General features: G+C 67.9%; 12 protein-coding genes and 1 tRNA gene. 8 read left to right on the plus strand and 5 right to left on the minus strand.

Annotated elements, in window-relative coordinates:
* Window positions 1-85 precede the first annotated feature (85 nt).
* From ACUTR7_RS06455 to ACUTR7_RS06485, 7 genes are read left to right on the plus strand one after another with little or no spacing between them, the layout of a single operon-like run.
* Complete coding sequence (locus ACUTR7_RS06455) at window positions 86-1,759, plus strand: TIGR04028 family ABC transporter substrate-binding protein (RefSeq protein ID WP_269197639.1); 1,674 nt, start codon at window positions 86-88, stop codon at window positions 1,757-1,759.
* Between the two features lie 28 nt (window positions 1,760-1,787).
* Complete coding sequence (locus ACUTR7_RS06460; RefSeq protein ID WP_012202987.1) at window positions 1,788-2,735, plus strand: ABC transporter permease; 948 nt, start codon at window positions 1,788-1,790, stop codon at window positions 2,733-2,735.
* Window positions 2,732-3,688, plus strand: a complete 957-nt coding sequence (locus tag ACUTR7_RS06465) for an ABC transporter permease (RefSeq protein WP_428139453.1) — start codon at window positions 2,732-2,734, stop codon at window positions 3,686-3,688. Before ACUTR7_RS06460 ends, ACUTR7_RS06465 begins: the two co-directional genes overlap by 4 nt.
* Window positions 3,685-5,376, plus strand: a complete 1,692-nt coding sequence (locus tag ACUTR7_RS06470; protein WP_445608402.1) for a dipeptide ABC transporter ATP-binding protein — start codon at window positions 3,685-3,687, stop codon at window positions 5,374-5,376. The genes ACUTR7_RS06465 and ACUTR7_RS06470 overlap by 4 nt, the downstream gene beginning before the upstream one ends.
* On the plus strand, window positions 5,357-6,487 hold the full coding sequence (locus tag ACUTR7_RS06475) for a putative FMN-dependent luciferase-like monooxygenase (RefSeq protein ID WP_034389965.1): 1,131 nt from the start codon (window positions 5,357-5,359) through the stop codon (window positions 6,485-6,487). Before ACUTR7_RS06470 ends, ACUTR7_RS06475 begins: the two co-directional genes overlap by 20 nt.
* Window positions 6,484-7,179, plus strand: a complete 696-nt coding sequence (locus ACUTR7_RS06480) for a CMD domain protein (RefSeq protein ID WP_445608403.1) — start codon at window positions 6,484-6,486, stop codon at window positions 7,177-7,179. Before ACUTR7_RS06475 ends, ACUTR7_RS06480 begins: the two co-directional genes overlap by 4 nt.
* Window positions 7,176-7,763 carry an alkylhydroperoxidase domain protein gene (locus ACUTR7_RS06485; RefSeq protein ID WP_012202982.1) on the plus strand — a complete coding sequence of 196 codons (588 nt, stop codon included), beginning with the start codon at window positions 7,176-7,178 and terminating at the stop codon, window positions 7,761-7,763. The genes ACUTR7_RS06480 and ACUTR7_RS06485 overlap by 4 nt, the downstream gene beginning before the upstream one ends.
* Before the next feature lie 12 nt (window positions 7,764-7,775).
* On the opposite strand, the gene ACUTR7_RS06490 is transcribed toward ACUTR7_RS06485, so the two are convergent.
* Window positions 7,776-9,281 carry a DASS family sodium-coupled anion symporter gene (locus ACUTR7_RS06490; RefSeq protein WP_034389959.1) on the minus strand — a complete coding sequence of 502 codons (1,506 nt, stop codon included), beginning with the start codon at window positions 9,279-9,281 and terminating at the stop codon, window positions 7,776-7,778.
* A gap of 294 nt (window positions 9,282-9,575) precedes the next feature.
* Between ACUTR7_RS06490 and ACUTR7_RS06495 the strand changes: the two genes are divergently transcribed.
* On the plus strand, window positions 9,576-9,893 hold the full coding sequence (locus tag ACUTR7_RS06495) for a hypothetical protein (RefSeq protein ID WP_445608404.1): 318 nt from the start codon (window positions 9,576-9,578) through the stop codon (window positions 9,891-9,893).
* An 81-nt stretch (window positions 9,894-9,974) separates the two neighbouring features.
* Here the strand turns inward: ACUTR7_RS06495 and ACUTR7_RS06500 are convergent.
* From ACUTR7_RS06500 to rpsD, 4 genes are all read right to left on the minus strand, one after another.
* A tRNA-Met gene (locus ACUTR7_RS06500) sits at window positions 9,975-10,051 on the minus strand.
* A gap of 21 nt (window positions 10,052-10,072) precedes the next feature.
* A complete protein-coding gene (rplQ, locus tag ACUTR7_RS06505; protein WP_012202979.1) occupies window positions 10,073-10,465 on the minus strand; it encodes a 50S ribosomal protein L17 in 393 nt (130 codons plus the stop codon).
* A gap of 186 nt (window positions 10,466-10,651) precedes the next feature.
* Entirely contained in the window at window positions 10,652-11,650 is a 999-nt protein-coding gene (locus ACUTR7_RS06510) for a DNA-directed RNA polymerase subunit alpha (RefSeq protein ID WP_012202978.1), read from the minus strand.
* A gap of 112 nt (window positions 11,651-11,762) precedes the next feature.
* On the minus strand, window positions 11,763-12,386 hold the full coding sequence (gene rpsD, locus ACUTR7_RS06515; protein ID WP_012202977.1) for a 30S ribosomal protein S4: 624 nt from the start codon (window positions 12,384-12,386) through the stop codon (window positions 11,763-11,765).
* Between the last annotated feature and the right edge of the window lie 35 nt (window positions 12,387-12,421).

The raw sequence follows: 12,421 nt of genomic DNA on the forward strand, positions 1-12,421 counted from the left end.
GGCATCGATAGCATGAAAAACATGGAGCCGGTCTTGTGGCCGGCAGTCTTGTTTTTCAGCGCCCCAGCGGCGGCGAGGTACGAACGTGTTTTCCCAATCGAAGGCGGGTCAGGTGGCATGGAAGGCCGCGATAGCGGTATTGGCGGGCAGCAGCCTGCTGCTGGCGGCGTGCTCCAGGCAGGCCGATACGGCCCAGGCGGGCGCGGCTGCTGGCCCCGTGGAAGGCGGCACCCTGGTCTACCTGGAGCAGCAGGCCCATACCAACCTCTATCCGCCGGCCGGAGGCTTCTATCCCAACGGCGGCGTGCTCAACCAGATCACCGACAAGCTGACCTACCAGGACCCGAAGACGCTGGAGATCCAGCCCTGGATCGCCGAGTCCTGGACCGTGAATGCCGACGCCACCGAGTACCGCTTCAAGCTGCGGCCCGGCGTCACTTTCTCCGACGGCACGCCGCTGGACGCTGCGGCCGTGGCGCGCAACTTCGACACCTATGGCCTGGGCAACAAGGCGCTCAAGCAGCCGGTGTCCGAGGTGATCAACAACTACGAGCGCAGCGAGGTGGTCGACCCGCTGACGGTGAAGTTCTTCTTCAGAAAGCCTTCGCCGGGCTTCCTGCAGGGCACTTCGGTGATCGGCTCGGGCCTGGTCTCGCCGGCCACGCTGGACCGCCCCTTCGAGGAGCTGGGCGACGCCACGCGCATCATCGGCTCCGGCCCCTTCGTGGTGGCCAGCGAGACGCTGGGCAAGGAGCTGGTGCTCAAGGTGCGCAAGGACTATGCCTGGGGTCCCGCCAAGCTGGCCCACCAGGGCCGCGCGCGGCTGGACGAGGTGAAGTTCATCGTCACGCCCGAGGACAGCGTGCGCATCGGCGCGCTGCTGGCCGGGCAGGCCGGGCTGATCCGCCAGATCCAGGCCTATGACGAGAAGCGCGTCGAGGACCAGAAGTTCAGCATCTACGCCCCGCCCACGCGCGGCGTGAACAACAGCGTGGCCATCCGCCCGGACAACGCCCTGGTGGCCGATCTCAAGGTGCGCCAGGCCCTGCTGCACGGCACCAATGCCAAGGAGATCGTGGAGACGCTGTTCTCGCCGCGCTATCCGCAGGCGCGCTCGGTGATTGCCTCCACGGCGGCCGGCTTCGTGGACCTGTCGGCCAAGCTGGCCTATGACGAGGCCAAGGCGAAACAGCTGCTGGACGAGGCCGGCTGGACGCTGGGCGCCAACGGCCTGCGCCAGAAGGACGGCCGCGATTTCGTGCTCTCCACCTACGAGTCCCTGCCCCAGCCGCAGAACAAGGAGACGCTGCAGCTCGTGGCCCAGCAGTGGGCGCGCATCGGCGTCAAGCTGAACGTGCTGTCGGGCGACGCGGGCAGCCGCGCGGTGGACACGCTGGACCCCGACAAGACCGGCGTTCTGCCCGGCATGGTGGGCCGCGCCGATCCCGACGTGATCAAGAGCAACTACTACCCGACCAACCGCAACGTGCTGCTGCAAAAGGGCGGCGTGAGCCAGAAGGTGAAATCCTTCGAGGACACCAAGCTCAACGGCCTGTTCGACGCCATCGCGGCCGAGACCGATGCCGCCAGGCGCCTGGCGCTGGCCGGCGAGGTGCAGAACTACCTGATCGACCAGGCCTATGTGATCCCCATCTTCGAGGAACCCCAGGCCTTTGCGGGCGCGGGCTGGGTGCGCGACGTGGGCTTCGAGGCCGTGGGCCGGCCCAGCTTCTACAGCACCTGGCTGGCCAAGCGCTGACCGGAACGCTCCCTGAGGAACCACTCCCATGCCGCGCCGCTATCTGCTCAGCCGCATCGCCCAGGCCGCCCTGGTGCTGTGGGCGGCCTTCACGGTCTCGTTCATCCTGCTGCAGCTGCTGCCGGGCGATGCCGTACTGATCAAGTTCCTGAACCCCGAGCTGGGCCTGGGCCCGCAGGAGATCGCCGACATCCGCGCCGCCTACGGCTCGGACCAGCCCGTGTGGCAGCAGTACCTGCACACGCTGGGCCAGTTCCTCACGGGCCATTTCGGCTATTCGCTGCAGGCCGGCGTGCCGGTGAGCCAGGGCCTGGCCACCAGCCTGCCGCCCACGCTCAAGCTCGCGGCCCTGGGCTTTGCCGCAGCCGCGCTGCTGGCCGTGGCGCTGGCGGCGGCTGCCAGCCTGGCGCCCTTTGCCTGGCTGCGCAACGCGCTGTATTCGCTGCCTTCGGTCTTTGTCTCGGTGCCCGTGTTCTGGCTGGGGATCATGCTGATCCAGGTGGTGTCGTTCCGCCTGGGCTGGATCGCCGTGATCAATCCCGGCCCCTGGGAAGGACTGGTGCTGCCCACGCTGACCCTGGCCGTGCCGATCTCGGCGCCGCTGGCCCAGGTGCTGCTGCGCAATATCGACGCCGTGCTGGCCCAGCCCTTCGTGGCCGTGGCACGGGCCAAGGGCGCCTCGCGCCGCTGGGTGCTGCTGCGCCATGTGGCACGCAATGCCCTGCTGCCCACGCTGACCATTGCCGGCGTGCTGTTCGGCGAGCTGCTGGCCGGCGCCGTGGTGACGGAGGCCGTGTTCGGCCTCAACGGCCTGGGCACGCTGACCCAGCAGGCCGTGGGCAACCAGGACACGGCCGTGCTCCAGGCCGTGGTGGTCGTCTCGGCCGCCGCCTTCGTACTCATCAACCTCGCCGTGGATCTGCTGTACCCGCTGCTTGATCCGCGCCTGCGCCATTCCGTGGAGAACCGGCCATGAACACTGCCGTCTCAAGCGCTCTTTCCCCAGCCCTGGATGCCCAGGCCGCGCCCGCCACTCCTACTCCCATTCCCACGGCGCTGCCAGCGTCGTCCCCGGCCCCTGCGCCAGCCGCCCCGCGCCGCAGCTTCGCCTTGCCGGCCCGCCTGCAATCCCTGAAACGCCTGCCGCCCACGCTGGCCCTGGCCTGGCTGGTGATTGCCGTGGCCGCGCTGTGGGCGCTGGCGCCCGGCTGGTTTGCCCACCAGAATCCGATCGCGGGCCAGGCCGGCCAGCAGTTGCTGGCGCCCAGCGCCGCGCACTGGCTGGGCACGGACGCGCTGGGGCGCGACCTGTGGGCGCGCGTGGTGCATGGCGCCGTGCATTCGCTGTCGGGCGCCTTCGTGGCCGTGGGCGTGGGCCTGGCCGTGGGCACGCTGATCGGCCTGCTGGCCGGGGCCACGGGCGGGCGCACGGAAGATGCGCTGATGCGCCTGGTCGATGTGCTGCTGGCCGTGCCTTCGCTGCTGCTGTCGCTGACCATCATCATCGTGCTGGGCTTTGGCACCATCAACGCGGCCATTGCCGTGGGCGTGGTCTCGGTGGCCAGCTTCGCGCGCCTGGTGCGCTCGGAGGTGGTGCGCGTGCGCCGCTCCGACTATGTGGAGGCCGCCTTTGGCAGCGGCGGGCGCTTTGCCGCCGTGCTGTGGCGCCATGTGCTGCCCAACTCGCTGACGTCGGTCATCGCCATGGCGGCGCTGCAGTTCGGCTCGGCGATCCTTGCGATTTCCACCCTGGGTTTTCTGGGCTACGGCGCGCCGCCGCCCACGCCCGAATGGGGGCTGCTGATCGCCGAGGGCCGCAACTACATCGCCACCGCCTGGTGGCTGACCACGGCGCCGGGCCTGATCGTGGTGGCCGTGGTGCTGGCGGCCAACCGCATCGCCACGGCCTTCGCACGGAGGCCTGCATGAGCGCCGCCATCGAGGAACGCATCCACGCCGCACCAGCAGTGGCAACCACCGCCCCCGTGCTCGAAGTGCAGGACCTGGCCGTGGCCTACCGCGATGCCGCAGGCCAGGCGCAGCGCGTGGTGCACGGCGTGTCGTTTTCCGTGGCGCCGGGCGAGGTGGTGGCCCTGGTCGGCGAATCGGGCTCGGGCAAGACCACCACGGCCCAGGCCGTGATCGGCCTTTTGGCCGACAACGGCCACCGCGAGCACGGCAGCATCCGCCTGCAGGGCACCGAGGTTTCGGAGTGGCCGGCCGCACGCTGGAACGCCATCCGCGGCCGCGTGGTCAGCCTGGTGCCGCAGGACCCCACCATGTCGCTGAACCCCGTGCGCACGGTAGGCGACCAGGTGGGCGAGATCCTGCGCATCCACGGACTGCGCGACCGCACGGCCGTGGAGGCGCGCGTGCTGGAGCTGCTGGCCCGCGTGGGCCTGTCCCAGCCCGCGCTGCGCGCACGCCAGTATCCGCACGAACTGTCGGGCGGCATGCGCCAGCGCGTGCTGATCGCCATCGCCATCGCGCTGCGGCCCGCCCTCATCATTGCCGACGAGCCCACCAGCGCGCTGGACGTGACCGTGCAGCGGCGCATCCTGGACCTGATCGACGCGCTGCGCCGCGAGACCGGCACGGCCGTGCTGCTGGTCACGCATGACCTGGGCGTGGCGGCCGACCGTTCGCACCGCCTGGTCGTCATGCAGGGCGGCCGCATCCAGGAGCAGGGCCCCACGCTGGAGCTGCTGCGCAATCCGCAAAGCGCCTATACGCGGCGGCTGCTGGCCGATGCGCCTTCGCTGGCGCCCGCGCCGCGCCGCACGCCCAGGCCCGCCACGGCCGATGACTGGGCCATCGAGGTCGAGGACCTGGTGCACGAGTTCGCGGCGCCCGGCCATGCCTCGGCCCACGGGCGCGGCATCTTCCGCGCCGTGGACGGCGTGTCGCTGCGCGTGCGCCGGGGCAGCACGCATGCCATCGTGGGCGAGTCGGGCTCGGGCAAGACCACCACCATCCGCGCCATCGTGGGCCTGGGCCGGCCCACGGCGGGCCGCATCCGCATCGAAGGCACCGAGGTCACGGGCCTGCGCGGCGAGGCCCTGCGCCAGCTGCGCCGCCGCGTGCAGCTGGTCTACCAGAACCCGTTCAGCTCTCTGGACCCGCGCCAGAGCGTGTTCGACATCATCGAGGAGCCCCTGCTGAACTTCGACCCGCTGCCGGCCGATGAGCGCCGCCAGCGCGTGCACGACATGCTGGAGCGCGTGGGCCTGCCGGCCGGCGTGCTGCAGCGGCGCCCGCATGCGCTGTCGGGCGGCCAGCGCCAGCGCGTGGCGATTGCGCGCGCCCTGGTGCTGCAGCCGCAGGTGCTGGTGCTGGACGAGGCCGTATCGGCCCTGGACGTGACGGTGCAGGCGCAGATCCTCGCCCTGCTCGCCCAGCTGCAGCAGGACCTGGGGCTGACCTATCTCTTCATCTCGCACGACCTTGCCGTGGTGCGCCAGATTGCCGACACGGTGTCGGTGCTGCGCGCGGGCCGGGTGGTGGACGCGGGCAGCGTGGAGGAAGTGTTCCAGCGCCCCACCAGCGACTACACGCGCGAACTCATGGACGCCATTCCCGGCAAAAGGAGCATTGATTTTGTCCCTCACCCCGCCTGATACCAACCGTGGCCACGGCTCCCGCAACGGCCCACGCCTGGGCTTCTTCAGCCGCCTGCTCGACGACGCGCCGGCCGGCGAGCGCTACCGCCTGGTGGCCGAGCAGATCGCCCATGCCGAGGCCCAGGGCTTCGACTCGGCCTGGGTGGCCCAGCACCATTTCCATGAAAGCGAGGGCGGCCTGCCCTCGCCCTTCGTCTTTCTCGCCCATGTGGCGGCGCGCACGCGGCGCATCCGCATCGGCACGGGCGTGATCACGCTGCCGCTGGAAAACGCGCTGCGCGTGGCCGAGGACGCGGCCGTGCTGGACCTGCTGACCGGCGGCCGCCTGGAGGTGGGCCTGGGCACGGGCGGCACGGCCGAATCCTTCGAGGCCTTTGGCGTGCAGGGCGCCGAGCGCGGCGCAGTCTTCGCACGCAACTTCGGCGTGCTGCAGGACGCCTGGGCCGGGCGTGCGCTGGCCGGCGGCGTGCACCTGTACCCGGCCGCGCCGCAGCTGCTGGAGCGCGTCTGGCAGGCCACGTTCTCGGCCGAGGGCGGCGCGCGGGCCGGTGCCAACGGCGACGGCCTGATGCTGTCGCGCACCCAGCCACGGCCCGAAGGCGCGCCGCAGGCCACGCTGTCCGAGATCCAGAACCCCATCATCGACGCCTACCTCGCCCGCCTGCCCGCAGGGCGGGCGCCGCGCATCCTGGGCTCGCGCACGCTGTTCGTGGCCGACCGCCGAGACGAGGCGCTGCGCTGGGCCGAGGCCGGCCTGCGCCGCGTGGCCCTGCGCCATGCGGCCCAGCCCTCGCAGTGGGCGGCCCGTGTCGATCCGCAGGCGCCGCTGGCCGATCTCATCGCCGCCTACGACGTGCATGTGGGCACGCCCGACGAGGTCATCGCCTCGCTGCGCTCCGACACGGCGCTGGCGCGCGTGAGCGACATCGTCTTCCAGGTGCATTCCATCGACCCGCCGCACGCCGCCATCCTGCGCTCCATCGAACTGACGGCCGCCCATGTGGCCCCGGCCCTGGGCTGGCGCCGTGCCGATGAGTCCACATCCACGTCCACCCCAGCGCCCTCTTCCCTCCCGGCAGTCCGGGCCGGACTGCTGCAAGCCGCATGACCATGAACACCACCGCAACGCCCCGCTTTCCCGGCGACGTGATCGACCACCTCGCCGACATCACCCCCGGCAGCGCCCTGGACCGCGTGCGCCGCCACCGCACCGAGGCACGCACGCAGGCCCAGCAAAGCTTTGCCGCCCTGTTCACGCCTGCCGAGCCCGTGCCCGGCACGGTCTCGCTGCGCGAGCGGCTGGCCCTGGCCGCCTTCACGGCCGGGCTGCATGGCGAGCCGCGCAGCGCCGTCTTCTATACACGCGCGCTGGCCACCGAGGATGCGGAACTGGCCGCCGTGGTGGCGTCCGAAGTGGTGCGTGGCCGCGCCCAGAGCCTGCAGGCCGGCAGCGGCCCGCACGGCCCCTACGGCAGCTACCCGGCAGGCCCGCTGAGCCGCGAGGACCAGCCCGGCCCCGCCTATGCCGTGGACCCGGCCCACGCCGCACTGCTGGGCGCGCGCCTGGCCGCGGCGCTGGCCCATGCCCACCTGCTGGCCTACCACCCGCGCGACGCCAGCGCCGGGGCCCTGCAGGCGCTGCAACAGGCGGGCTGGAGCGAGACGGACATCGTCATCCTGTCCCAGCTGGCGTCCTTCCTGTCCTTCCAGATCCGCGTGGTGGCGGGGTTGCGCGTGCTGGCTGCACGCCCCGCGCCCCCGGCAGCCCATCAACCCACCACCCTGCAAGCCCAGCCATGACCTCAACGAACTCCGCCGCTCCCCAGGTCTTCACCCAGGAACAGCTCGACTGGCTGCCATGGATCGAACCGCTGGACGAAAGCGAGCTGACCGAACGCCACCATGCAGGCCTGGTCGATGCCTCACGCGCGCAGTCGCCCTACTTCCGCCTGCTGGCGCGCGACCCCGACACGCTGGGCGCACGCACGCGCACCGACAAGGACATCTTCTACAACCCCGACGCCGGCCTGCCGCGTGCCGAGCGCGAGCTGGCCGCTGCGGCCACCTCACGCGCCAATGGCTGCATCTACTGCGCCTCGGTGCACGCACGCTTTGCCACGCACTTCTCGCGCAGGGGCGGCGACGTGCAGCGCCTGCTCGACGAAGGCCCGGGCACGGACCTGGGCCCGCGCTGGAACGCGATCGTCACGGCGGCCGTGGCGCTGACCCAGACGCCGCCTGCGCTGGAGCCCGCCCACATCGATGCGCTGCGCACCGCAGGCCTGGACGATGCCGCCATCTCCGATGTGCTGCACGGCACGGCCTTCTTCAACTGGGCCAACCGGCTCATGCTGTCGCTGGGCGAGCCACGGACCACGGCTTGAGGGCGCCCGCCCTCACCACAGGCCCAGCAGCTTCCACCAGACACTGCCGACCACGGCAAAGATCAGCAGCTCGATCACGCACATGGCCGCGCCCACGCGCCACCAGTTGCCCAGCGTGACATAGCCGCTGCCGAAGATGATGGGCGAAGTGCCGGTGGCGTAGTGGGTCAGCGTCATCATGATGGCCGAGCCGGCCGTCATCATCAGCATGAAGGGCACGACATAGTCGGCCGGAATCAGCTGCGCACCCACGGTCAGGAAGGCCAGCATCATCGCGCTGATGTGGGCCGTGGTGCTGGCGAACAGGTAGTGCGAGAACACGAACACGCCCACCAGGATGGCAGCCACCGGCAGCCAGTCCAGGCCGCTGGCGACGATGGCGTTCTTCATGCCCACGGCAAACCAGGACACCACACCGAGCTTGTTGAGCTGCTCGGCCAGCATGACCAGGGCGCCGAACCATACCAGGGTATCCCAGGCGCTTTTCTCGGACAGCACGTCATCCCAGTCGATGGTGCCCGTGATGATCAGCACGAACAGGCCCAGGAAGGCGACCACCGTGGGGTCCAGCACGAAGGCCGGGCCGAACAGCATCTGCGGCACGTTGGCCCACAGCAGCAGCATCAGGCCGAAGGTGCCCAGCATCACGCGCTCCTTGCCCGACAGCGGCCCCATGCGCGCCATCTCGCTGCGCGCATACTCCACGGCATTGGGCGTGGCCTTGAGCTCGGGCGGCGACAGCAGGTAGATCACCAGCGGCATCAGCAGCAGGCACAGCAGGCCCGGCAGCAGCATGTACAGCGCCCAGGTGGTCCAGCTCAGGTGCAGGGCCTGGCCCGTGGCCTTGGCCACGAAATCCACCACCAGCGGGTTGGGCGCGGTGGCGGTCAGGAACATGGCCGAGGTGATGGGATTGGCGTGGTAGTTGACCAGGGCCAGGTAGGTGCCCACCTTGCCCTGCGTGCCCTTGGCCGGGTCCGACTCGAAGGCATTGGCGATGGACTTCATGATCGGGTGCACGATGCCGCCGCCGCGCGCCGTGTTGCTGGGCGTGAACGGTGCCAGCACCAGCTCGCAGATCGCCAGGCCGTAGCCGATGCCAATGGTGCGCTTGCCCAGCAGGGCGATGAACATCAGGCCGATGCGGCTGCCCAGCCCCGTCTTCTTGAGGCCGCGCGAGATCAGGATGGCCACCACGATCAGCCAGATCAGCGGGCTGGAAAAGCTGCTCAGCGCATCGGTGATGGCACCCTTGGACGAGCCGGAGGTGACCTGGGACAGCGAGACGATGACGATGGCCATCAAGGCCATCACGCCAATGGGCATGACCTTGAGGATGATGGCCACGATGGTGGTCAGGAAAATGGCGACCAGCTGCCAGCCCTTGGGCGTCAGTCCCTCGGGCACGGGCATCAGCAGCAGGCCGAACAGCACGGCGGTGGCAATCAGTGCCGGCACCAGCCGGAACGGCACGGCCGCCTTGAAATAGCGGAACAGCGAGGCGATCTTCTCGAGCATGTGGATCCTTTGCGTTGCCGGAGCGGCGCCGAGAGAGCATGGCCTGCCGGGAGCAAAAGCCCACCAGCCTGCACGGGCACTGGCGGCCGCGCCGCATGACTGACATCATGATGCAGTGCAGCATGAGCCCGGCTTCCAGCGGGCGCCTGCGCCACCGAAGTTTGACAGGCATCAAGGCCGGGCCAGTAAACCTGGCGACCCAGGCCACCGAGCCCCGCTCACATGACAGCATCCCCAGACCGGGTGCCTTTCGCCCCGGTGTACCCATGCAGTGAAAAAAGGAGAAAAGCCGACATGCCAGCCAACCGATTCTTGCCCGAGGAATGGGAATGCCGGCTCCAGGAAATCGACCTGGAGATCGCCCGCCACGCCGTCATCTGCAAGATCCCGCTGCTGCAGGCCGGCGTGGTGGAGCGCGTGCTGGCCAATGACGCCAACGTCTGCGGCGCCGAGCACGAGGCCGCATTCAAGACCCTGCGCGGCCTTCTGTGCATGCACTACACCGAGCTGCTGCACATCAGCGAAGTGCTCAGCCCCGAGGTCGCCCAGGAAATCGCCCACCGCGTGCGCCTGCGGCTGGGCCAGCGCATCGGCAACCAGCTGGGCGGCTGATGCCGGGCTGTCAGCATAGCCTTTGCCCTGGCGCGAGGGCATGAAAAAAGGGCTACGACAGTGTCGTAGCCCTTTTCAATTTGGTTGCGCGAGAAGGATTTGAACCTCCGACCTTTGGGTTATGAGCCCAACGAGCTACCAGACTGCTCCATCGCGCGGTATTCCAAAATTATAGCAGATTATTCAGCTGCCTTGGCTTCGGCGGCGCCTTCTTCAGCGCGCTCGACCAGTTCCACGAAGGCCATGGGAGCGTTGTCGCCCACGCGGAAGCCCATCTTCAGGATACGGGTGTAGCCACCAGGACGCTTTGCGAAGCGGGGGCCCAGCTCGTTGAAGAGCTTGGTCACGCTGTCGCGGTCACGCAGGCGGTCAAATGCCAGACGGCGGTTGGCAACGGTGTCGACCTTGGCCAGGGTGATCATGGGCTCGATCACGCGGCGCAGTTCCTTGGCCTTGGGAACGGTGGTCTTGATGGCTTCGTGCTCGATGAGCGAATTCATCATGTTCTTCAGCATCGCCAGGCGGTGCGAAGAGGTGCGATTGAGTTTGCGGAGGCCGTGACCGTGACGCATGGTGCTTTATTCCTAAAATATGTAATTAGGGCTTGCGCAAACAAGGATGCAAGCCTGGACCCGTTACCGGATCTGCAGCTTGCCTCAACCGAATTTGCGCAAGTTGTTGATTAATTCGTGCAGCCGTATCAGGTACTGCCCGAGGCACTGAGGCTCTCCAAAAAGGAGAGCCTGCAATTATAGTGCTTAGCGCTTTTCCAGGCCAGCAGGCGGCCAGTTCTCGAGCTTCATGCCCAGCGTCAGACCGCGGGAAGCCAGGACTTCCTTGATCTCGTTGAGCGACTTGCGACCCAGGTTCGGGGTCTTGAGCAGCTCGTTTTCGGTACGCTGGATCAGGTCGCCGATGTAGTAGATGTTCTCTGCCTTGAGGCAGTTGGCCGAACGCACGGTGAGTTCCAGCTCGTCCACGGGACGCAGCAAGATGGGATCAAAGGCGGTTGCGGCACCACGGCCACCGGCCGGAGCATCGAAGACGCTGGCGATATCGCCGCCGTCCAGCTGAGCGAACACGGCGAGCTGTTCCACCAGGATCTTGGCGGATGCGCGCACGGCGTCCTCGGCAGTGATCGCACCATTGGTTTCGATCTCCACCACCAGCTTGTCGAGGTCGGTGCGTTGTTCAACGCGGGCCGATTCGACGGCGTAGCTCACGCGCTTGACGGGCGAGAACGAAGCGTCCAGCACAATGCGGCCGATCGACTTCGTGGACTCGTCGCCATAGCGGCGCACGTTGCCGGGCACATAGCCGCGGCCCTTCTCCACCTTGATCTGCATGTCCAGCTTGCCGCCTTGCGACAGGTTGGCGATGACATGATCAGGGTTGATGATTTCCACGTCGTGGGGCGTCTGGATGTCGCGCGCCGTCACGACGCCTTCGCCATCCTTGCGCAGCGAGAGCGTGACCTCATCGCGGTTGTGCAGCTTGAACACCACACCCTTGAGGTTCAGCAGGATGTTGACCACATCTTCCTGGACACCGTCGATGGACGAGTACTCGTGCAACACACCAGCAATCGTCACTTCCGTCGCTGCGTAACCCACCATGGACGAGAGCAGGACACGGCGCAGGGCGTTGCCCAGCGTATGGCCGTAGCCACGCTCAAACGGCTCCAGAACAACTTTGGCGCGATTGTGGCCAAGCTGCTCGACATTGATCGTCTTGGGCTTCAGCAAATTGGTTTGCATGCAGACTTCCTCTCAATACCCCCGGCTCGTTACACCGGTAAGGCTGGTGAAGCACCCCAGCGCGATGCCTCGCGGCTGGGGGACGGTTTTACAGAAATGTCGCTGCGCGGAATTAACGCGAGTACAACTCAACGATCAGGGATTCGTTGATGTCTGCACCGAACTCGTCGCGGTCAGGCGACTTCTTGAACGTGCCTTCAGCCTTGTCGGCAGACACTTCCACCCATGCGGGGAAACCGACTTGACCAGCCAGTTGCAGGGCTTCGACGATGCGGGCCTGCTTCTTGGACTTTTCACGCACGGCGACCACGTCACCCACCTTCACCATGTAGGAAGGGATGTTGACGGATTGGCCGTTGACCGTGATGGCCTTGTGCGACACCAGCTGACGCGCTTCCGAGCGGGTCGAGCCGAAGCCCATGCGGTACACCACGTTGTCCAGACGCGACTCCAGCAGCGACAGCAGATTGGCACCGGTGTTGCCCTTCTTCTTGTCGGCGGCTTCGAAGTAGCGGCGGAATTGCTTTTCCAGCACGCCGTACATGCGCTTGACCTTCTGCTTTTCACGCAGCTGCAGGCCGAAGTCGGAAGTACGCTGACCGGAAGTGCGGCCGTGCTGGCCGGGCTTGGTGTCGAACTTGGACTTGTCGGCGATCGAGCGACGTGCGCTCTTCAGGAACAGGTCAGTGCCTTCACGGCGGGAGAGTTTGGCCTTGGGGCCGATATAGCGTGCCACTTGATTTCCTTTGTGTCATCTGCCGTGCACAAGCA

The sequence above is a fragment of the Delftia sp. NA_296.1 genome (assembly GCF_052692095.1).